The 20991-nt window shown below is 66.9% G+C and carries 21 protein-coding genes; 15 read left to right on the top strand and 6 right to left on the bottom strand.

Going from position 1 to position 20991, the window contains the following annotated elements:
• Positions 1 to 128: 128 nt before the first annotated feature.
• From pnp to AC3RCC_RS01780, 3 genes are all read right to left on the bottom strand, one after another.
• Positions 129 to 2300 (bottom strand): polyribonucleotide nucleotidyltransferase, encoded by a 2172-nt coding sequence (gene pnp / locus AC3RCC_RS01790; protein ID WP_291637521.1) that lies wholly within the window; start codon positions 2298 to 2300, stop codon positions 129 to 131.
• A 259-nt stretch (positions 2301 to 2559) separates the two neighbouring features.
• Positions 2560 to 2829: a 30S ribosomal protein S15 gene (gene rpsO / locus AC3RCC_RS01785; RefSeq protein ID WP_291637523.1), complete on the bottom strand. Its 270-nt coding sequence runs from the start codon at positions 2827 to 2829 to the stop codon at positions 2560 to 2562.
• A 212-nt stretch (positions 2830 to 3041) separates the two neighbouring features.
• Positions 3042 to 3413: a winged helix-turn-helix transcriptional regulator gene (locus AC3RCC_RS01780; protein ID WP_492257414.1), complete on the bottom strand. Its 372-nt coding sequence runs from the start codon at positions 3411 to 3413 to the stop codon at positions 3042 to 3044.
• 116 nt (positions 3414 to 3529) lie between these two features.
• On the opposite strand from AC3RCC_RS01780, the gene AC3RCC_RS01775 reads away from it, so the two are divergent.
• Entirely contained in the window at positions 3530 to 4141 is a 612-nt protein-coding gene (locus tag AC3RCC_RS01775) for an NAD(P)-dependent oxidoreductase (RefSeq protein WP_492257413.1), read from the top strand.
• A 157-nt stretch (positions 4142 to 4298) separates the two neighbouring features.
• On the opposite strand, the gene AC3RCC_RS01770 is transcribed toward AC3RCC_RS01775, so the two are convergent.
• Positions 4299 to 5477: a fumarylacetoacetate hydrolase family protein gene (locus AC3RCC_RS01770; RefSeq protein ID WP_492257412.1), complete on the bottom strand. Its 1179-nt coding sequence runs from the start codon at positions 5475 to 5477 to the stop codon at positions 4299 to 4301.
• Between the two features lie 210 nt (positions 5478 to 5687).
• Here AC3RCC_RS01770 and ugpB point away from each other — a divergent pair, with 210 nt between their 5' ends.
• From ugpB to AC3RCC_RS01740, 6 genes are all read left to right on the top strand, one after another.
• Positions 5688 to 7004, top strand: coding sequence for a sn-glycerol-3-phosphate ABC transporter substrate-binding protein UgpB (gene ugpB / locus AC3RCC_RS01765; RefSeq protein ID WP_465247223.1), 1317 nt, complete (start codon positions 5688 to 5690; stop codon positions 7002 to 7004).
• A 60-nt stretch (positions 7005 to 7064) separates the two neighbouring features.
• The gene (gene ugpA / locus AC3RCC_RS01760) at positions 7065 to 7946 is read left to right on the top strand and encodes a sn-glycerol-3-phosphate ABC transporter permease UgpA (protein WP_291647973.1); all 882 of its coding nucleotides are present in this window, start codon (positions 7065 to 7067) and stop codon (positions 7944 to 7946) included.
• Positions 7947 to 8085: 139 nt separating this feature from the next.
• Positions 8086 to 8844 carry a creatininase family protein gene (locus tag AC3RCC_RS01755; RefSeq protein ID WP_492257411.1) on the top strand — a complete coding sequence of 253 codons (759 nt, stop codon included), beginning with the start codon at positions 8086 to 8088 and terminating at the stop codon, positions 8842 to 8844.
• Complete coding sequence (gene ugpE / locus AC3RCC_RS01750; RefSeq protein ID WP_452117652.1) at positions 8844 to 9692, top strand: sn-glycerol-3-phosphate ABC transporter permease UgpE; 849 nt, start codon at positions 8844 to 8846, stop codon at positions 9690 to 9692. Before AC3RCC_RS01755 ends, ugpE begins: the two co-directional genes overlap by 1 nt.
• A gap of 7 nt (positions 9693 to 9699) precedes the next feature.
• Positions 9700 to 10779, top strand: a complete 1080-nt coding sequence (locus AC3RCC_RS01745; RefSeq protein WP_492257410.1) for a sn-glycerol-3-phosphate import ATP-binding protein UgpC — start codon at positions 9700 to 9702, stop codon at positions 10777 to 10779.
• 279 nt (positions 10780 to 11058) lie between these two features.
• The gene (locus tag AC3RCC_RS01740; protein WP_492257409.1) at positions 11059 to 11736 is read left to right on the top strand and encodes a L,D-transpeptidase; all 678 of its coding nucleotides are present in this window, start codon (positions 11059 to 11061) and stop codon (positions 11734 to 11736) included.
• An 8-nt stretch (positions 11737 to 11744) separates the two neighbouring features.
• Here AC3RCC_RS01740 and AC3RCC_RS01735 read toward each other — a convergent pair whose 3' ends face one another.
• Positions 11745 to 12629, bottom strand: a complete 885-nt coding sequence (locus AC3RCC_RS01735; protein WP_492257408.1) for an aldose epimerase family protein — start codon at positions 12627 to 12629, stop codon at positions 11745 to 11747.
• 14 nt (positions 12630 to 12643) lie between these two features.
• Complete coding sequence (locus tag AC3RCC_RS01730) at positions 12644 to 13381, bottom strand: IclR family transcriptional regulator domain-containing protein (protein WP_291647981.1); 738 nt, start codon at positions 13379 to 13381, stop codon at positions 12644 to 12646.
• Positions 13382 to 13501: 120 nt separating this feature from the next.
• Here AC3RCC_RS01730 and AC3RCC_RS01725 point away from each other — a divergent pair, with 120 nt between their 5' ends.
• The 8 genes from AC3RCC_RS01725 to AC3RCC_RS01690 all read left to right on the top strand — a co-directional run bounded on the left by AC3RCC_RS01725 (position 13502) and on the right by AC3RCC_RS01690 (position 20710).
• A complete protein-coding gene (locus AC3RCC_RS01725) occupies positions 13502 to 14362 on the top strand; it encodes a CoA transferase subunit A (protein ID WP_492257407.1) in 861 nt (286 codons plus the stop codon).
• A gap of 5 nt (positions 14363 to 14367) precedes the next feature.
• Positions 14368 to 15138: a CoA-transferase subunit beta gene (locus AC3RCC_RS01720; RefSeq protein WP_492257406.1), complete on the top strand. Its 771-nt coding sequence runs from the start codon at positions 14368 to 14370 to the stop codon at positions 15136 to 15138.
• The gene (gene pcaH, locus AC3RCC_RS01715) at positions 15135 to 15845 is read left to right on the top strand and encodes a protocatechuate 3,4-dioxygenase subunit beta (protein ID WP_291637551.1); all 711 of its coding nucleotides are present in this window, start codon (positions 15135 to 15137) and stop codon (positions 15843 to 15845) included. Before AC3RCC_RS01720 ends, pcaH begins: the two co-directional genes overlap by 4 nt.
• Entirely contained in the window at positions 15835 to 16416 is a 582-nt protein-coding gene (gene pcaG, locus AC3RCC_RS01710; protein ID WP_492257405.1) for a protocatechuate 3,4-dioxygenase subunit alpha, read from the top strand. The genes pcaH and pcaG overlap by 11 nt, the downstream gene beginning before the upstream one ends.
• 171 nt (positions 16417 to 16587) lie before the next feature.
• Positions 16588 to 17484 (top strand): 2-dehydro-3-deoxygalactonokinase, encoded by an 897-nt coding sequence (locus AC3RCC_RS01705; protein ID WP_492257404.1) that lies wholly within the window; start codon positions 16588 to 16590, stop codon positions 17482 to 17484.
• Positions 17481 to 18389, top strand: a complete 909-nt coding sequence (locus tag AC3RCC_RS01700; RefSeq protein WP_492257403.1) for a ribokinase — start codon at positions 17481 to 17483, stop codon at positions 18387 to 18389. The genes AC3RCC_RS01705 and AC3RCC_RS01700 overlap by 4 nt, the downstream gene beginning before the upstream one ends.
• A 140-nt stretch (positions 18390 to 18529) precedes the next feature.
• Positions 18530 to 19054 carry a retropepsin-like aspartic protease family protein gene (locus AC3RCC_RS01695; RefSeq protein WP_291637559.1) on the top strand — a complete coding sequence of 175 codons (525 nt, stop codon included), beginning with the start codon at positions 18530 to 18532 and terminating at the stop codon, positions 19052 to 19054.
• Positions 19055 to 19210: 156 nt separating this feature from the next.
• Entirely contained in the window at positions 19211 to 20710 is a 1500-nt protein-coding gene (locus AC3RCC_RS01690; RefSeq protein WP_291647989.1) for a phosphomannomutase/phosphoglucomutase, read from the top strand.
• Positions 20711 to 20991: the final 281 nt, after the last annotated feature.

Below are 20991 nucleotides of genomic sequence, written 5' to 3'. Positions count from 1 at the left end.
AGGCAGATAAGTCTAGACTATTTGAGTTCGCTGCGTCGCACCAGAGGGATCGGCAAAAGAAAACGCCCCCCGCATCCTGCGATGCGGGGGGCGTCCTGATTCACGTGAAACGCTGAGCGCTGCAGGCCTTACTCGGCCTGCTGCTTCTCGCGGCTCTTCTCGGCGTCGCGGGCGGCCTTCAGCTTCTCGGTGATGTCCTCGCCGGTCTGCTGGTCGACAACCTTCATCGAGAGGCGGATCTTGCCGCGATCATCCTGGCCGAGGAACTTGACCTTGACCTTGTCGCCTTCCTTGACGACGTCCGAGACCTTCTGGACGCGCTGAGCGGCGAGCTCGGAGATGTGGACGAGCCCGTCCTTGGCGCCGAAGAAGTTCACGAAGGCGCCGAACTCCATGATCTTCACGACGGTGCCGTCATAGATCATGCCCGGCTCCGCCTCGGAGACGATCGACTTGATCCACTTGATCGCCGCTTCGATCGACTTGCCGTCGGCCGAGGCGATCTTGATGGTGCCGTCGTCCTCGATGTTGACCTTGGCGCCGGTCTTCTCGACGATCTCACGGATGACCTTGCCGCCGGAGCCGATGACTTCGCGGATCTTGTCGACCGGAATCTTCATCGTCTCGATGCGCGGCGCATACTCGCCGAGCTGGGTGCGCGAGGCCGAGAGGGCCTTGGCCATCTCGCCGAGGATGTGGTCGCGACCGCCCTTGGCCTGGCCGAGGGCGACCTTCATGATCTCCTCGGTGATACCGGCGATCTTGATGTCCATCTGCAGCGAGGTGATGCCCTCGGCGGTGCCGGCGACCTTGAAGTCCATGTCGCCGAGATGGTCCTCGTCGCCCAGAATGTCGGAGAGCACCGCGAAGCGCTCGCCTTCCAGGATCAGGCCCATGGCGATGCCCGCGACCGGCGCCTTCAGCGGCACGCCGGCATCCATCAGCGCCAGCGAGGTGCCGCAGACGGTGGCCATCGAGGAGGAACCGTTCGACTCGGTGATCTCCGAGACGACGCGGATCGTGTAGGGGAACTCCGCCTTGGCCGGCAGCATCGGGCGGATGGCGCGCCAGGCGAGCTTGCCATGGCCGATCTCGCGGCGGCCGGGCGAACCCATGCGGCCGGTCTCGCCGACCGAATAGGGCGGGAAGTTGTAGTGCAGCAGGAAGGTCTCCTTGTAGGTGCCTTCCAGCGAGTCGATGAACTGCTCGTCATCGCCCGTGCCGAGCGTGGTCACGACCAGCGCCTGGGTTTCGCCGCGGGTGAACAGCGAGGAGCCGTGGGTGCGCGGCAGGACGCCGGCTTCCGCAACGATCTTGCGCACCGTCTTGACGTCGCGCCCGTCGATGCGGATGCCGTCGTCGAGGATGTTCCAGCGCACGATCTTGGCCTGGGCTTCCTTGAACTGGGCCCCGACCTTCTCCTTGCTGAAGGTCGAAACGCCATCCGGCGCGTCCGAGACCAGCGCGGCGACGACCTTGGCCTTGACGGCGTCGACCGCGGCATAGCGCTCGGCCTTGGCGGTGATCTTGTAGGCGGCGCGCAGCTCGGCCTCGCCGATCTTCATGATCGCGTCGAGCACGGCCTGGTCGTCCGGCGGGTTGAACTCGCGCGGCTCCTTGGCGGCCTTCTCGGCCAGGCGGATGATCGCGTCGATCACTGGCTGGAAGTGCTTGTGGCCGAACATCACGGCGCCGAGCATGATCTCCTCGGAGAGCTCCTTGGCCTCCGACTCGACCATCAGGACGGCGTCCTGGGTGCCGGCGACGACGAGATCGAGCGCCGATTCCTTCACTTCGTCGATCAGCGGGTTGAGCTTGTAGGCGCCGTCGACATAGCCGACGCGGGCGGCGCCGACCGGGCCCATGAAGGGCACGCCGGAGAGCGTCAGCGCGGCGGAGGCGGCGACCATGGCGACGATGTCGGGATCATTCTCGAGATCGTGCTGCAGCACGGTCACGATCACCTGGGTGTCGTTCTTGTAGCCTTCGGCGAAGAGCGGGCGGATCGGCCGGTCGATCAGGCGCGAGACCAGCGTCTCCTTCTCGGTCGGGCGTCCCTCGCGCTTGAAGTAGCCGCCGGGGATGCGGCCGGCCGCGAAGGTCTTCTCCTGGTAGTTCACCGTCAGCGGGAAGAAGTCGAAGCCCGGCTTCGGCTCCTTGGCCGAGACGATGGTGGCGAGAACCACGGTCTCGCCATAGGTGGCGAGCACGGCGCCGTCGGCCTGGCGGGCGATCTTGCCGGTTTCGAGCACGAGCTTGCGCCCGCCCCAGATCAGCTCTTCGGTTTGGATGTCGAACATGGATTTTCTTTCGGTCGGATGCGACCCGCCCGGCGCCCTTTGGCCCATGGGCAAGACGGCAAAACGCTCGGTCGTACATTGCAGCCGCGCCCGAGCGCTCGGCGATCCTGCCATGGGCGTCGGCGACGCCCGGTGGATCATGCGGAAAGCCGCCCCATGCGGCCGCCGCATTGAGAAGGGCAATGCCGCACCATTGCGGCGGCCCCCTTAGAAGAACCGCCCGGAGCGGCGAGGCACCGGGCGGGAACTCATTCGGCGATCAGCGGCGGATGCCGAGCTTCTCGATCAGCGAGCGATAGCGCGCTTCGCTCTTGCCCTTGAGATAGTCGAGCAGCGAACGACGCTGGGAGACCATCTTGAGCAGGCCGCGACGCGAATGGTTGTCCTTGTGATGGGACTTGAAGTGGCCGGTCAGATTGTTGATGCGCTCAGTCAGGATCGCGATCTGGACTTCCGGCGAGCCGGTGTCGTTCGGCTTGGTGGCATGTTCCTTCACGAGCGCGGTCTTGCGCTCAGCAGTGATCGACATCGTGCTTTCCTTCGGTTCGAATGTTGATCTGGCGGGCCTTAGCCGGGATGTCGTCCAGCAGGGTCCGAAGCCCGCATCGCCTCATCGCGGAGGGGATGCGCCGCCGGCAGCAGAGGCCGGTTGGCAGCGGCATATACACGAAAACGCCGGAAAGGCTAGCGGTACGCCGGAAAGGGCGGCTGGGCAGTGCCCTTGACCCGAAGCAAGGCCGATCAGGCCGCGACCTCGCCACGGTCATAGCGCCGCTGGGCTTCCTCGACCTCGCCGATATGGGCCTCGGCCCAGTGTGTCAGCGCCTGCACGGTGCTGGCGAGCGTCCGCCCGAGCGGCGTCAGCGCATATTCGACGGTGACCGGCACCGTCGCGAAGACGCGGCGCGAGATCAGCCCGTCGCGTTCCAGGCTCTTCAGCGTCTGCGACAGCATTTTCTGCGAGATGCTGTCGATCCGCCGGCGCAGTTCATTGAAGCGCAGCGTCTCCTTCTCAAGCAGGATCAGGATCAGAACCGCCCATTTGTCGCCGATCCGGTCGAGCACGCGCCGGGTCGGGCATTGGGCGTTGAACGGATCGGGGCGCTGCAGCATGGCGGTTTCCGGCAGGTGACCTTGTGCGGCGAAAGTGCCTTCTTGAGCGAAAATCGCACAGGCGCCATCTGGTGTCCACTGGGATGCAGGTTCCCAATGGATACCAGGAGATCGACATGAATATCGCTTTGATCGGCGCGACCGGCTTCATCGGCTCGCGCCTGCTCGCCGAACTGACCCGCCGCGGCCACCAGGTCACCGCCATCGTCCGCAATCCCGAGAAGGTACTGGCAGGCCCAAGCGTCACTGCGCGGAAGGGTGACGTCTTCGATCGCGATGGGCTCGCGGCCCTGATCGCCGGCCATGACGCCGTGATCAGCGCCGTTCACTTTTCCGCCAGCGACCCGGCCGGGCTGCTCGCGGCAGTGAAGCAGTCGGGCGTGAAGCGCTATCTCGTGGTCGGCGGTGCCGGCAGCCTCGAAGTCGCGCCCGGCGTGAAGCTGTTCGACACGCCGGACTTCCCGGCGATGTATCTCGACGAAGCAAGGAAGGGCGGTGACTTCCTCGACCTGCTGAAGGCCGAGACGGCGCTCGACTGGAGCTTCCTCTCGCCTTCGGCGCTGATCCAGCCCGGCGAGCGCACCGGCAAATTCCGCCTCGGCAAGGATCAGCTCCTCGTCGACGCGAACGGAAACAGCGCGATCTCTGCCGAGGACTATGCGATCGCGCTGGTCGACGAGTTGGAAAAGCCGGCGCATTCGCGCCAGCGCTTCACCGTCGGCTATTGAACGCAGCCGTATTCTCTGGAAACCGCTGCGTCATCCCGGACAAGCCGCGAAGCGGCGCTGATCCGAGATCCATCGTAGGGCTGCTGAGCTTTACGATGGATTCCGGGGCAGGCCCGGGATGACGCCAAGTCGGCAATGGCCAGTGGTCGCCCAGCGTTCAAAGCAGGCCGCGCTTGGCGAGGTTGCGCATCAGATGCGAGGCGCCGAAGCGCCAGGGCTCGCATTCGTCGGTGCGGCGCATGCGGTTGATCAGCGCGCCGAGCTCGGGGGCGGCGATGGTGACGACGTCACCGTATTTATGGGTGAAGCCGCCGCCCGGCGCATCGCGGTCCTGGATCGGAGCGAACATCGTGCCGAGATAGAGCGCCGCGCCGTCCGGGTAGTGGTGGTGCGGGTTGAGCATCTGCGCGGCGAGATCGGCCGGGTCGCGGCTGATCTTGGCGATCGAGGACGCGCCCTCGAGCTTGAAGCCGTCATCGCCCGCGACGCTCAGCGTCACCGTGGTCCGGCGGATATGATCGAGCGAGAAGCCGGCATCGAAGAAGCGGATGAACGGGCCGATCGCCGCCGCGGCGTTGTTGTCCTTGGCCTTGCCGAGCAGCAGGGCCGAGCGGCCCTCGACATCGCGCAGGTTGACGTCGTTGCCGAGGCTGGCGCCGACGATCCGGCCGTCCGAGGCGACGATCAGCACGATCTCGGGCTCGGGATTGTTCCAGGTCGAGCCCGGATGCAGCCCGGCATCGGCGCCGGTACCGACCGCCGAGAGCGGCTGGCCCTTGGTGAAGATCTCGGCATCCGGGCCGATGCCGACCTCGAGATACTGGCTCCAGGCGTTCTGGGCGATCAGCACCTCCTTCAGCCGCATCGCCTCGGGCGAGCCCGGCTTCAGCTTGGAGAGGTCGTCGCCGATCAGCTTGCCGATCTCGCCGCGGATCGCGGCGGCGGCGGCCGGATTGCCGCGGGCCTTTTCCTCGATGACCCGCTCCAGCATCGAGATCGCGAAGGTGACGCCGGCGGCCTTGACCGCCTGCAGGTCGACCGGGGCAAGCAGCCAGGGCTTGCTCGCGTCCCGGCCCTCGGCCGGGGTGTTGGCGAGGATCTCGGCGAGACTGCCGACCCGCTCGCCCTTCGCCGCGGCGAGCGCCGCTGCCGGATCCGTGCTCTCGCAGAGATCGCGCATCGTCGCGAAGGCCGAGCTGATGTCGACGAGGTCGTCGCCGCGCAGGACGACGACCGACGGCCCCCCGAGTTCGGGCCGCCAGACGCGGCCGGCCAGCGCGGCGCGGGCGGCATCGGCCGGCAAGGTGTTGGCGGGCGTGAGCGAGAGCGTCGGCATCGGGATCGGATCCATCGAGAAGGGCGTACTGGCCGGGCAGAACAGCCGCTTCCGCAGGATTGTGCAAGACCTGGGGGCTGCTTCCATCGCAGGGCGGCGATGTCATCGTTTTGTCATTGAAACGTCGCCCCGGCTTCATGCTAGCTTGCGCACCAACGACAAGAGCCGCCTGCACGCTGTGGCAGGGCGGGAAGGGAGAATGCCATGACCGTGAAACTGACGACGCTTGCCTCGGTGGCTGCTTTTGCTCTGGCCGCGGCTTCGCCGGCCCTAGCCCAGACCGAGATCCAGTGGTGGCACGCGCTGACCGGCGCCAATAACGACGTGGTCGTCAAGCTCGCCGAGGAGTTCAACGCCTCGCAGAAGGACTACAAGGTCGTCGTCGCCTATAAGGGCTCCTATCCGGACACGCTGAACGCCGGCATCGCCGCCTTCCGCGCCGGCAACGCCCCGCACATCCTCCAGGTCTTCGAGGTCGGCACCGGCACGATGATGTCGGCCAAGGGCGCGGTTAAGCCCGTGCACGAGCTGATGAAGGACGCCGGCGAAGCCTTCGATCCCAAGGCCTATCTGCCGGCGATCACCGGCTATTACTCGACCCCCAAGGGCGAGATGCTCTCCATGCCGTTCAATTCGTCGAGCATGGTGATGTGGTACAACAGGGACGCCTTCAAGAAGGCCGGCCTCAACCCCGACGCGCCGCCCAAGACCTGGCCGGAAGTCTTCGAGGCCGGCAAGAAGCTGAAGGCCGCCGGCTTCGACAAATGCGGCTTCACCAATGCCTGGGCGACCTGGGCGAACATCGAGCAGTTCGGCGCCTGGCACAACATTCCGCTGTCGACCAAGGTCAACGGCATGGAGGGTTTCGACGCCGTCCTCAACTTCAACAAGAGCCCGATCTTCCTGAAGCACTGGACCAATCTGGTCGAGCTGCAGAAGGACAAGACCTACGATTATTCCGGCCGCACCAATACCGGCGAGGGCCGCTTCACCTCGGGCGAATGCCCGATCATGCTGACCTCCTCGGGCTTCTTCGGCAACGTCAAGGCGAACGCCAAGTTCGACTGGGCCAATGCGCCGATGCCGTATTATCCGGAGGCTGCCGGCGCCCCGCAGAACTCGATCATCGGCGGCGCCTCGCTCTGGGTGATGGGCGGCAAGAAGGCCGAGGAGTACAAGGGCGTCGCCAAGTTCTTCACCTTCCTGTCGAATGTCGACCGCCAGGTGAAGCTGCACACCGAGTCCGGCTATCTGCCGATCACCAAGGCCGCCTATGAGAAGGTCAAGGCTTCGGGCTTCTACAAGGACAAGCCCTATCTCGAGACCCCGATCCTCGAGCTCAACAACAAGGAGCCGACCGACAACTCCAAGGGCCTGCGCTATGGCAGCCTCGTCCAGATCCGCGACATCTGGTCGGAGGAGCTGGAGGCGGCGCTGAACGGCCAGAAGTCGCCGCAGGCGGCGCTCGATGCCGCGGCCGAGCGTGGCAACCAGATGCTGCGCCAGTTCGAGCGCACGGCCAAGTAAGGCCGCTGACCGGAGGCCGGGACGCCCGTCCCGGCCTTCTTCTTCCTGCCAGGGCGGCCGATGCAGAAATACGCTCACTTCAAGGGCCTGACGATCCCGCTGCTTCTGCTCTTGCCGCAGCTCGCGATCACGCTCGTCTTCTTTTACTGGCCGGCGAGCCAGGCGGTCTGGCAGAGCTTCCTGCTGCAGGACGCTTTCGGCATCTCGACCGAATTCGTCTGGTTCGAGAATTATCGCCTGCTCTTCTCCAGCCCGGAATACTACAAGGCGCTGATCAATACCGCGATCTTCTCGGTCTTCGTCGCGGGCCTGTCGCTGTCGATCGCCCTGCTCTTCGCGGTGATGGCCGACCGGGCGATCCGTGGCGCCGAGATCTACAAGACTCTGCTGATCTGGCCCTATGCGGTGGCGCCAGCCATTGCCGGCGTGCTCTGGATCTTCATGTTCGATCCCTCGCTCGGCATGCTGGCGCGCGGCCTGCGCAGCCTGGGCATCGCCTGGAATCCCAAGCTCGACGGCACCGACGCGATGACGCTGGTGATCATGGCCGCGACCTGGAAGCAGATCAGCTACAATTTCCTGTTCTTCCTCGCCGGCCTGCAGTCGATCCCGAAGAGCGTGATCGAGGCGGCGGTGATCGACGGCGCCCGGCCGATGCGCCGCTTCTGGACGATCATCTTCCCGCTGCTCTCGCCGACCACCTTCTTCCTGCTGGTCGTCAACCTCGTCTACGTCTTCTTCGACACCTTCGGCATCATCGACACCGTCACCGGCGGCGGCCCCTCGGGCGCCACCACCACCCTGGTCTACAAGGTCTTCTCCGACGGCAAGGGCGGCTCCGATCTCGGCGGCTCGGCCGCGCAATCGGTCGTGCTGCTGATCATGGTGATCGCGATGACCGCCTTCCAGTTCCGCTTCATCGAGCGCAAGGTGAACTACTGATGGCCTCCGTGCTCACCCTCCCGTCATGGTCGGGCTTGTCCCGACCATCCACGCCTTTGGTGGTCGAGGGCCGTGTTCAAGACGTGGATGCTCGCCGCAAGGGCGAGCATGACGGCTGGACGAGCGGAGGCGCGCGCTGATGGCCTCCGTGCTCTGGCAGGAACTCACCGCCGAGGAATTGCGGGCCAAGGCGGCGAGCGACGCCGTCGTCGTGCTCCCCGTCGCCTCGATGGAGCAGCACGGGCCGCATCTCGCCGTTGGCGTCGACACCGTGCTCTGCGGCGCCGTCTGCAAGCTCGCGGCCGAGCGCGCCGGGGATCTCGAGGTCGTGGTGGCGCCGACGCTCTGGTGCGGCATGGCCGAGCACCACATGGCCTTCGGCGGCACCTTCACCTTCGACATCCCGACCTATCGCGCCGTGCTGCTCTCGCTGCTGAAGAGCCTGGAGCGGCACGGCTTCCACCGCGTCGTGATCGTCAACGGCCATGGCGGCAACATCGCTGCGCTCTCGGCCTTCCTGCCGGATTTCGCCCGCGAGACCTCGCTCTCGATCCGGGCGACGACCTACTTCTTGCTGGCGCAGCAGGAGATGGCGCCGTTCATGGAAGACCAGACCAGCGTGATGCACGCCTGCGAGGTCGAAAGCGCGATGATGATGGCGATCGCCCCCGACCTTGTCCGCAACGAGCGGCTGCCGGAGGCCTTCGGCATGCGCGACGCCGACCCGGCGGCGCTGATGCGGCCGACGGTGGCGCGCTACCGGCCCTTCCGCGAGATGACCGAGACCGGGGTGATCGGCGATGCCCGCAAGGCGACGCCGGAAAAGGGCCGCGCCTTCCTGGATGCGGCGGCGGACGCGCTGGTGCGCCTGCTGCGCGAGCGTGGAGACCACGCCTGATGGTCGAGGACCGCCGCCTGGGCGATGCGATCGCCTATACGATCCTGACGATCGGCGTTCTGATCGTCGCCTTCCCGGTCTGGCTGACCTTCGTCGCCTCGACCTGGGACAACGCCACCATCATCAACGGGCAGTTGCCGCTCTATCCCGGCCCGCATCTGTTCGAGAACTATTACCGGATCCTCTTCGTCGGCACGTCGGGCACGACCCGCGAGCCGGTGATCGGGATGATGTTCAACTCCTTCGTGATGGCGATGGCGATCGCGCTCGGCAAGATCTTCATCTCCGTGCTCTCGGCCTATGCCATCGTCTATTACCGCTTCCCGTTCCGGATGGCGGCGTTCTGGATCATTTTCGTCACGCTGATGCTGCCGGTCGAGGTCCGCATCTTCCCGACCTTCAAGGTCGTCTCCGATCTGCGCATGCTCGACAGCTATCAGGGCCTCGCCGTGCCGCTGATCGCCTCGGCGACCGGCACGCTGCTCTTCCGCCAGTTCTTCATGACCATCCCCGACGAATTGCTCGAAGCCTCGAAGATCGACGGTGCCGGTCCGTTCAAATTCTTCAAGGACACGGTCTGGCCGCTCTCGCTGACCACCATCGCGGCGCTGTTCGTCATCCAGTTCATCTATGGCTGGAACCAGTATCTCTGGCCGCTCTTGGTCACCACCAAGGATTCGATGCAGACCATCGTCATCGGCATCCGCAAGATGATCGTCACCTCCGACGCCCTGACCGAATGGCAGCTCGCCATGGCCACCGCCATGCTGGCCATGCTGCCGCCGGTCCTCGTCGTCATCGCCATGCAGAGGCTCTTCGTGAAGGGCCTCGTGGAAACCGAGAAGTAAGCCGCCAATGGCTCAGGTCACGCTCAGCAACGTCAAGAAAGTCTATGCCGGCGGCGTCGAGGCGGTTAAGGGCGTCTCCTTCGACATCCCGGATGGCGGCTTCTGCGTCCTCGTCGGCCCCTCAGGCTGCGGCAAGTCGACCCTTCTGCGCATGGTCGCCGGGCTCGAGACGATCTCGGCCGGCGAGGTCGCGATCGGCGAGCGTGTCGTCAACCAGGTCGAGCCGGCCGACCGCGACATCGCCATGGTCTTCCAGAATTACGCGCTCTATCCGCATATGAGCGTCTACGACAACATGGCCTACGGCCTGCGCAATCGCGGCACGCCCAAGGACGAGATCGAGAAGCGCGTCGCCGAGGCCGCCCGCATTCTCGCCATCGAGCCCTTCCTGCAGCGCCGGCCGCGCCAGCTCTCCGGCGGCCAGCGCCAGCGCGTCGCCATGGGCCGCGCCATCGTGCGCAAGCCGCAGGTCTTCCTGTTCGACGAGCCGCTCTCCAATCTCGACGCCAAACTGCGCGTCCAGATGCGCGTTGAGATCAAGAAGCTGCAGCGGGCGCTGGGCGTCACCGCGATCTACGTCACCCATGACCAGGTCGAGGCGATGACGCTCTCCGACAAGCTCGTCGTGATGAATGGCGGGCAGGTCGAGCAGATCGGCGTGCCCTCCGAGGTCTACCGCAAGCCGGCGAGCCGGTTCGTCGCGACCTTCATCGGCTCGCCGCCGATGAACCTTCTGCCCGGCAAGGTCGACGGCCCCGGCATCGTCGCGCTCGGCGAGGCGATCCTGCAGGCCCGCGACCTGCGCGAGGATCTGCCCAGCGGTACGGCTGTCGAGGTTGGCCTGCGGCCCGAGGATGTCGAGATCGCCTCGGAAGGCGCCGCCGGCTCGCTGCCCTTCGACGTCGATTTCGTCGAGGAGCTCGGCGCGACCCAGCTCTTCCACGGCCGGCTCGCCGAGCATGGCTTCGTCATGCAGGCGGCGACCGGCGATGTCGCGGCGCAGGCCGGGCGGCTCTGGATCACCGTCGATCCCGATCGCGTCCATGTCTTCGACGCCGCCACCGGCTTTCGGCTCGGCCGGGCCTGAGCGCACCCGGGGCGCCTGCTTTCGGCGGGACCATCGCATCATTCCGGGCTCTTCGCTTGCGCGAAGCCCTGGAATGACGGCGGAGCCCGGTCAAAACATCGGAGACGCCAACCGATCGCGGCGCGACGGCGGAAACCATTCTCCCGATTTGCTCTTTACAAGCGCCCGCGCGCGGCTTTCCCTGAGGTCAAGGCCGGAGCTGCCCGCATGAGGTCGTTCGACCCGTCTGGCGCGGCAAGCAGAGAGCCGTCTCGGGTAGCGTCATTCGGGAGTAGCGTCATGTCCCGCCTTCTCGGCATTTTAGCCTTCATCTTTGCCGCGCTCGCCGGCGTCGGCACGGCGCAGGCCGGCGTCAATGTCCGGATCGATCTCGCCACCCAGCGCATGACCGTCAAAACCAGCGACGGCGAGGTCCACAACTGGGCGATTTCCTCCGGCCGCAAGGGTTTCCGCTCGCCGAACGGCGTCTATCGGCCGACTCGGCTCGAACGCAGCTGGTACTCGCGCAAATATGGCGGCGCGATGCCCCATTCGGTCTTCTTCCGCGGCGGCTATGCCATCCATGGCACGACGGCCGTCGGCGCGCTCGGCCGCCCGGCCTCGCATGGCTGCATCCGCCTCCACCCGGCCAATGCCGCCAAGCTCTTCGCGCTGGTCAAGAAGCACGGCGCCGGCGCGACCCGCATCGCACTCAACGGTGCAGTGACCGACAACTACTCGCGCTTCGCCAGCGCCTCGGGCGGCAGCAAGGTCGCCAAGGCCAAGCTGAAGAGCAGCAAGAGCCAGATCGTCCGGGCCAAGGCCAAGGCGGAGAAGGCGCAGTTCGCGGCCAGGCAGCGCAATGCGCCGGGCTGGGGCGAGGCGCGCGAGCAGATCCTGCTGCGGCCGGGCCTGCCGCCGGGCGCCTATGGATACCAGCCCTATGGCGGCGGCTATGGCGGCTCGGGCTGGCGCTGAGGTCCTCCTCAGAGCGCCGCGGCCGAGACCCGCATCCAGCCTTCGAGCGTTTCGCCGGGCTGAAGCCGCCTGAGCGGCGAGGCGGTGCGGACGACGGTCTCGCTCGGGGCTCCGGCGGCGTGGCTCTGCGGCTCGACGCAGAGGAAATCGGCGCCGGCCGGCGCCCAGACCACCGGGCAGCGCAGACTCTCGCTCGCGCTGATCGTGATCGCAAGCCCGGCAGAGGGGGTCTCGATCCGCGCCGAGCCGTCCCAGCCGAGGAAGCTCCAGGCCGTCTCGGCCCCGGTCGCGAAGACTGGTTTGCCGGCATAGGGGCCGCCGGCCGGGAATGTCTGTGTTCCGGTCGCGCGGAATTTCTCGCCGAAGATCAGCGCGCCGGTCGCGGTCATACCGAGCCGCGTATCGGGCGCGCAGGGAAACCAGGGATGCAGCCCCATGCCGAAGGGTAGGGCCGTGTCCGACTCGTTGGTGAGCGAAAGCACGATGGTCATACCGCTGTCGTCGAGGTGGATTTCCTGCCTTGCTAGGTAACGATAAGGGTCGGCCCCGGCACTACGGCGGTGGAGCAGCGCGGTATGGCCGGTGCTCTGTTCCACGACCTCCCAGGCTGCCTGCCAGCCGAATCCATGAATCGTGCCGGAAGGATCGTTAGCCGGCACGATGAAGCGGCTCTCGCCATCGTCGACGAGGCTGTCGAAGGCCCGGTTGGCGAAGGGCAGCATCGCCCAGCAGCCGAACTTGTTCGGTGCGTTCGTCCAGGGCGCCAGCCCCTCCGGCGCATGCAGCAGTCTATGCGAGCGGCCATCGGGGCCGTGCCATTGCAGCGCGGCGACGATGCCGCCATGCGCGGGCGAGATCCGGGCGGCATAGGGGCCGGCTGCGAGGGCGAGCATGGGGATGGCTCCGTTCAGGCGATCAGGGGCTGCAGCAGCTTCTGCATGGCGCGCATGCGCGGCAGCAGATTGGTCTCGATCTCGTCGCCGGCGACGCGCTGCGACTGGACCGAGAGGTTGAAGGCGGCCGCGACCTGACCGCGGCCATTGACCAGCGGCATGGCGAGCGAGACCAGGCCGAGCTCGAGCTCCTGGTCGACGATCGCATGGCCTTCGGTCCGCACTTGCGCAAGAATCTCCATCAGCTTGCCGATTTCGGTCACCGTATGCGGCGTCAGCGCGTTGGGCTTGCCGGCGAGGATGCGGGCGCGTGCCTCCTCCGGATCGAGCGCGGCGAGCAGCACGCGGCCCATCGAGGTGCAGAAGGCTGGCAGGCGCGAGCCGGTCGAAAGCCCGACGGACATGATCCGGCGCTGGGCCGAGCGGGCGATGTAGACGATCTCGTGCCCGTCGAGCAGGCTGGCCGAGCAGGATTCGTGGGTCTCTTCCGAGAGGCGTTCGAGGAAGGGCTGAACGAGCTTCGGCAGCGCCGTCGAGGACAGCCAGGCATAGCCGAGCCGCAACACGCGCGGTGTCAGCCGGAAGAATTTTCCGTCGAACTCGGCATAGCCGATGCGTGTCAGGGTGAGCAGGCAGCGGCGGGCGGCGGCGCGCGAGAGATCGGTGGCGCGGGCGACTTCGGCGATGGTCAGCCGGTCATGCCCGGCATCGAAGCACTCGATCACCGCCAGGCCCTTTTCGAGCGCCGCCATGTGATCGGGCGAGGGCGGCAGCCGACCCGCTTCGCTGCTTGACCCTGCCAAGACCAATCCGTAAAGTTCGAAAATGAGAACGATGTGCGATAAACGCACAACTAGTGAGGAGATGTCAAGGTGGCGAAATTCGTCTCCCTGCAGGAGGGGATCGAGGAGGTCCTGCGCGACGGCGACTCGGTGTCGATGGAGGGCTTCACCCATCTGATTCCCCACGCCGCCGGCCATGAGGCGATCCGCCAGGGCCGCAAACGGCTGACGCTGATCCGGATGACGCCGGACCTGATCTACGATCAGATGATCGGCACGGGCTGCGCCGAGAAACTCGTCTTCTCCTGGGGCGGCAATCCCGGCGTCGGCTCGCTGCACCGCCTGCGCGACGCGATCGAGAATGGCTGGCCGCATCGCCTGGAGATCGAGGAGCACAGTCACGCCGCCATGGCCAACGCCTATGAGGCGGGCGCCGCCAACCTGCCCTTCGCCGTGTTCCGCGGCTACAAGGGTGTCGACCTGCCCAAGGTCAATCCGAACATCCGTTCCGTAACCTGCCCCTATACCGGCGAGGTGCTGGCGACCGTGCCGGCGCTGCGTCCGGATGCGGCGGTGATCCACGCGCTGCGCGCCGATCGCGAGGGCAATGTCCTGCTCGAGGGCATTGTCGGCGTGCAGAAGGAGGCGGTGCTGGCGGCGAAGCGCTCGCTGGTCACGGTCGAGGAGATCGTCGAGGATTTCGGGCCGCGCAATGCCAATGCGGTGATCCTGCCGTCCTGGACGGTCACCGCCATCGCCCATGTCCCGGGCGGCGCCTACCCGTCCTATGCGCATGGCTACTACAAGCGCGCCAACGAGTTCTACATCGGCTGGGACAAGATCGCGCGCGAGCGCGACAGCTTCTTGTCATGGATCAAGGCGAACGTCCTGGAAAAGGGCCCTGATGCGTTCGCGCAATACGCCCGGCCCCAGCGTCAGGCGGCGGAGTGAGCGTCATGAATCATACTCCAACCGAGATGATGACCATCGCTGCGTCCCGGCTGCTGACCAATGACGACATCTGCTTCGTCGGCATCGGCGCCCCCTCGGCCGCCTGCAATCTCGCCCGGCTGACCCATGCGCCCGGCATCACGCTGATCTATGAATCCGGCACGCTCTCGACGCGGCCGAGCGTGCTGCCGCTCTCGATCGGCGATGGCGAGCTCTGCGACACCGCGCTGACCACCGTGCCGGTGCCCGAGATGTTCCGCTACTGGCTGCAGGGCGGGCGGATCACCATCGGCTTCCTCGGCGGAGCCCAGATCGACCGCTTCGCCAATCTCAACACCACCGTGGTCGGCGACTATGACGCGCCCAAGGTCCGCCTGCCGGGCGGCGGCGGCGCCCCCGAGATCGCCAGCAATTGCGGGCAGATCTTCATCACCATGGCGATGGGTTCGCGCGCCTTCGTCGAGACGCTGCCCTTCATCACCTCCTTCGGCCACGGCACCGGCAAGGGCGACCGCGAGAAGCTCGGCCTCAGGACCAAGGGGCCGGCCCGGGTGATGACCGATCTCTGCATCATGGCGCCGGATCCGGAGACCGCGGAGCTCAGCGTGATCTCGCTGCATCCCGGCGTGACCCGCGAGCAGGTCCAGGCCGGCTGCGGCTGGCCCTTGCGCTTCGCCGCCGATCTCACGGAGACTCCGGCGCCGAGCGCCGAGGAGCTCGAGGTGCTGCGCAGCCTGCATGCGCGCACCAGGCAAGCCCATGGAGTGGCGGCATGAGCCTGATCTTCCCGCGCAGCGGCCTGAAAGCCCATCCGCTCAACAACTCGCCGGAGTACAAGAGCACACTGAAGCGGGCGCCCTCGCAGCCGCTGATCCTGCTGCCGCACACGCTGTCGGAGATCAGCGGGCCGGTCTTCGGCCATAGGGCGGTCGCCGAAGGCGATTCCGATCTCACCCGCCAGCATGCCGGCGAGCCGCTCGGCGAGCGCATCATCGTCAGCGGCCGCGTGCTCGACGAGGATGGCCGGCCGGTGCCGCATACGCTGATCGAGATCTGGCAGGCCAATGCCGGCGGGCGCTATGTCCACGTCAAGGACCAGCATCCGGCGCCGCTCGACCCGAATTTCACCGGCGCCGGCCGGGCCCTGACCGATGCCGAAGGGCGCTATCGCTTCGTCACCATCAAGCCCGGCGCCTATCCCTGGCGCAACCACCACAATGCCTGGCGCCCGGCCCATATCCATTTCTCGCTGTTCGGACCGAGCTTCCTGTCGCGCGTCATCACCCAGATGTATTTCCCCGGCGATCCGCTCTTCCCCTTCGACCCGATCTTCCAGTCGATCACCGATGCGAAAGCGCGCGAGCGTTTGATCTCGCGCTTCGACCTCGACACCACCGAGCCGGAATGGGCGCTCGGCTACCAGTTCGACATCGTGCTGCGCGGCCGCGAGATGACGCCGACGGAGGAGCCGCATGAGCACTGACCGCAAGGCCCCGCTCGCACTCACGCCCTCGCAGACGATCGGGCCGTTCTTCGCCTATGCCCTGACGCCGCGCGCCTATGGCGGCAAGGAGCTCGCCACCGAGCAGGTCGCGGCCGAAGGCGTCGCCGGCGAGCGCATCCGCATCGAGGGCACCGTCTATGACGGCGACGGCGTACCGGTCGGAGACGCCATGATCGAGACCTGGCAGGCCGATGCCGAAGGGCGCTTCAACGCCGCCGGCAATGCCGGTTTCACCGGCTTCGGCCGGGCCGAGACCAGCGCCGAGGGCGCCTATTTCGTCGAGACCGTGCGTCCCGGTGCCCTGCCGGGGCCGAACGGCGCGATGCAGGCCCCGCATCTCGCGGTTTCGGTCTTCGCGCGCGGCCTGCTGATCCGGTTGGCGACACGGATCTATTTCGACGATGAGCCCGGCAATGCCGGGGATCCGGTGCTGGCCCTGGTGCCGGAAGCGCGGCGCGCGACCTTGATCGCCAAGCGTGGCCCCGGCGGTGTCTTCCGCTTCGACATCCGGCTCCAGGGTGAGGGCGAGACGGTCTTCTTCGACCTCTGACCGGCGCTCCACCATTGCTCCGGCGAGGGTTGGTCGCGAAATAGCCTGCATGCCCATCGACGCATACGGATCACGATTGATCCGGCGCCCTGCTTGGGGCATCGCTCACACGGTCATTCGCCTTAACCCCTGCCCATCCCATGATGCGGGGGGCTCATGCCGGAGCCTGTCATGCCCTCACCCCTGATCGCGCTCGACTGGGGCACGACCCGCGCCCGCGCCTTCCTGATCGGCGAGGACGGCGATGTGCTGGACAAGCGCAGCGCCGATCGCGGTATCCAGTCGGTGCCGGCAGGCGGCTTCCCCGCCGCCTTCGAGGCGATCGCCGGTGATCTGCGCCGGGCCAACCCGGAGGCCGCCATTCTGCTCGCCGGCATGGTCGGCAGCCGCAATGGCTGGATCGAGGCGCCCTATGTCGCCTGCCCGGCGAGCCCGGCCGAGATCGCCACCGCAGGCCTGCGCGTGACGCTCGACGACGGCACCGCCGCGACCGTGCTGCCCGGCCTCTCCTGTGACGAGGGCGCCTTCGACGTGATGCGCGGCGAGGAGACGCTGGTCGTCGGGCTCGGCCTCGGCGACGGCATCGCCTGCCTGCCGGGCACGCATTCGAAATGGGCGCAGGTCGAGGGCGGCCGCATCACCCGCTTCGCCAGCTTCATGACCGGCGAGGTCTATGGCCTGCTGCGCGAGCATTCGATCCTGTCGCGGCTCGCGGTGGAACCAGCCGAGGAAGACGCCGTCGAAGGCGCACGCCGCGGCCTCGCCGCCGCCGCGCGGCCGGGAGGTCTGCTCAACGCGGCCTTCGCCGCCCGCTCCGAGGTGCTGGCCGGGCGGATGAGTGGCGGCGCCGTCGGCCCCTATCTCTCCGCGCTTCTGGTCGCGCAGGAGATCGCCGGAGCCCGCGCCCTGTTCGGTGGCCTCGACAACCTGCACCTCGTCGCCGACGGCGTCCTTGCCCGGAGCTATGGCCGGGCGCTCGCAGCCGCGGGGCTCGATCATCAGCTCGTCACGCCGGAAGCCGCCTTCGTCGCCGGCGTCGCGCGCCTCGCTGCGGATCTGCCGGCGTGATCGTCGTCTTCGGATCGCTCAATCTCGATCTGGTGACGCCGGTCGAGCGTCTGCCTGGCCCCGGCGAGACCGTGCTCGGCCCGGGCTATGCCCTCCATCCCGGCGGCAAGGGCGCCAACCAGGCACTGGCTGCGCGCCGGGCCGGTTCCACGGTCGTGCTCGTCGGTGCCGTCGGCCGCGACGCCTTCGCCGATCTCGCAGTGGACTTGCTCGCCGCCGACGGCGTCGACCTGACCTATCTCGCCCGCGTCGCCGCGCCGACCGGCGCCGCCTTCATCGCCGTCGATGCGCAGGGCCAGAACCAGATCGTCGTCGCTGCCGGGGCCAACGCGCAGGCGAGCGCCGACGCGGTGGCGGCGATGGCATTGGGCGAGGACGACCTCCTGCTGCTCCAGCGCGAGGTGCCCGAGCCGGAATGTGTTCGCGCGGCACAGGCCATGCGCGCGGCCGGCGGGCGCGTGATCCTCAATCTCGCCCCGGCCGGCGTGCCGGCTCAGGAACTGCTCGGCCTGACCGATATCCTGATCGTCAACGAGCACGAGGCGGCGCTGCTGTCGCAGGGCCTCGGCTGGGAGGAGAGCGAGCCGGACGCGATCGCGCAGCGGCTCGATGCCGAGCGCGGCATCGCCTGTATCGTCACGCTCGGAGCCGACGGCGCCGTCGGCTGGTATGGCGGGGTTCGCCGCCGGCTTGCGGCGCCGGAGGTCGCGGTGGTCGACACCGTCGCCGCCGGGGACAGTTTCGTCGGCGCCTTCGCCGCGGCGCTGCAGGCCGGCTTCGGCTTTTCGGGCGCATTGCAACGTGGTCTCGCGGCCGGCTCGCTCGCCTGTACGGTCGCCGGCGCGCAGCCCAGCGTGCCGCGCCGCGAAGCGATCGAGGCGCTGGTCGGGCAGGGTTTCCTGTAGATTCGTCGCGATCGGCTTCCGCGACGGTTAAGCCTGTCGCACCGTCAAGGGCCCTGAAGGGTGCCGTGGCGCGCCGGATTCATGCTTCGTCAGCACTCTGCGCGGCTATCTCGCCCGGGAAACGCGCGAAAGGATGTTGGATGGCGCCGCGGCCGATCTTCTGGTCCCTGGGCATGGCCGGCGCCGCCGGATTGCTGGCGCTGAACTACGCCGGTGATCTCGACCAGATGTCACGGGCCGAGCCGCTGCTCGCCGCCGCCGCTCCGGAGCGCCCGGCTGCCGGCGCCGGTGAGCGCCGCTCGCTGGCGATCAATGCCGATTATCGCGGCCACTACATCGTCCATCCCTCGATCGACAACTACCGCGTCAAGATGATGGTCGATACCGGCGCGAGCTTCATCGCGCTGACCGATGCCGATGCGCGGGCGCTGGGCGTCAAGCCGGAGCGCTCGGCCTATACCTACGCTCTCAGCACCGCCAATGGCGTCGTCCGGGGCGCGCAGGTCAGGCTGCGCGAGGTCCGGCTCGGCGAGATCATGGTCCGCGATGTCGAGGCGGTGGTGCTGCCGGCGGGTGCGCTCCGCATGAGCCTGCTCGGCACCTCCTTCCTCCGCAGGCTTTCGGGCTACGAAGTCCAGGGCGGCCGGATGGTCCTGCGCGGTTGAGAGTACCGGTTTCCATCGCCATTCCGTTAGGCTATGCCCGGCTTGCGTCCCTGCCCTGTCATGCTCAGGCTGCATTCATGTAGCCTGTGGCCTTTCCGCTCAGCATGTCTCCTGCGGGCTCTGCCTGGCCCGCTTTCCTCGAAGATGGATGGCCCGATGTTTCCGAAGCCGCTGCCCGAGCTTTTCCCGAACACCTTCGACTATGAATCGCTGCCGATGGTGAAGCCGACCGGCTTCCGCGAATACGATGCACGCTGGTTCTTCGGGAAAGAGCTCAACCTGATGGGCGTCCAGGCCGTCGGCATGGGGCTCGGCACGCTGATCAGGCGCATGGGCGTCAAGCCCGAGATCGTTACCGCGCATGATTTCCGCAGCTATTCCTCCTCGATCAAGATGGCGCTGGTCACCGGCCTGATGGCGGCTGGCTGCAAGGTCCATGATATCGGCCTCGCCATGTCGCCCATGGCCTATTTCGCCCAGTTCGAGCTCGACGTGCCCTGCGTCGCCATGGTCACCGCCTCGCATAACGACAATGGCTGGACCGGCATCAAGATGGGCGCCCAGCGTCCTGTCACCTTCGGCCCGGACGAGATGGGCCAGCTGCGCGACATCGTGCTCGCCGGCGACTTCGACCTGCCGGGCGGCGGCTCCTACCAGTTCGTGCCGGATTTTCCGGCACGCTACATCGCCGACCTGACCAACCGTCCGAAGATCAAGCGCAAGCTCAAGGTCATCGCCGCCTGCGGCAACGGCACCGCGGGCGCCTTCGCGCCGCAGATCCTGGAGGCGCTCGGTTGCGAGGTCATCCCGATGGATGCCGAGCTCGATCACACCTTCCCGCGCTATAATCCGAACCCCGAAGACATGAAGATGCTGCACGCCATGGCCGACGCCGTGAAGCAGCACGGCGCCGATGTCGCGCTCGGCTTCGATGGCGACGGCGACCGCTGCGGCGTCGTCGACAATCATGGCGAGGAAATCTTCGCCGACAAGATCGGCGTGATGCTGGCGCGCGATCTCGGCAAGCTCAATCCGGGCGCGCAATTCGTCGTCGACGTCAAGTCGACCGGCCTGTTCTCGACCGATCCGGAGCTGCAGAAGCTCGGCGTCAAGACCGATTACTGGAAGACCGGCCACTCCTATATCAAGCGCCGGGTCCGCGATCTCAACGCACTCGCCGGCTTCGAGAAGTCGGGCCACTTCTTCTTCAACGCGCCGGTCGGCCGCGGCTATGACGACGGCGTCGTCACCGCCATCGCCGTGATCGACATGCTCGACCGCAATCCGGGCAAGTCGATGGCCGAGCTCTACGCCGCCGTGCCCAAGACCTGGGGCACGCCGACCATGGCGGCGAAATGCGCCGACGAGATCAAGTACGGCGTCAGCGACAAGATCACCCAGCGAATCCAGGCGATGCAGGCGGCGGGCGAGAAGATCGCCGGGCAGAAGATCGTCGACGTCGTCACCGTCAACGGCGTTCGCGTCGTCAACGAGGACGGGACCTGGGGCCTGATCCGCGCCTCCTCGAACAAGCCCGAGCTGGTCGTCGTCTGTGAGAGCCCGGTCTCGGAAGCGCGGATGCGCGAAATGTTCAAGGCGATCGACGGCGTGCTGCGCGAGAACCCGGAAGTCGGCGCCTATAACCAGACGATCTGAGCGGCCTCGCCGCTTGCTCTCCCGCAGATCCGCTGAAAAGCCGGTCTGCGGGCACGGCGCTACGACCGGGCGGGCCTTCGAGCCCGTCCGAGCTAGAATAACGAACCCGAGCATTCCAGCGCTTCAACGGATGCGGACATGTCTTGGCGCGGCTCTCGCCGCCCGGTACGTGCTTCGGGAACGCGCCTCTCCCGGAAGCCGAGGATTCCTATAGGATCGGACCGAAAAGTGGACTCCACTTCTCGGAAAACTCCGATGCGACAACACTGAAATAGATCACC

Source organism: Allobosea sp. GW823-FHT01F03, assembly GCF_058798075.1.
Note: the sequence above shows the minus strand (reverse complement) of the source record. Positions and strands in the feature narration are given on the sequence as shown.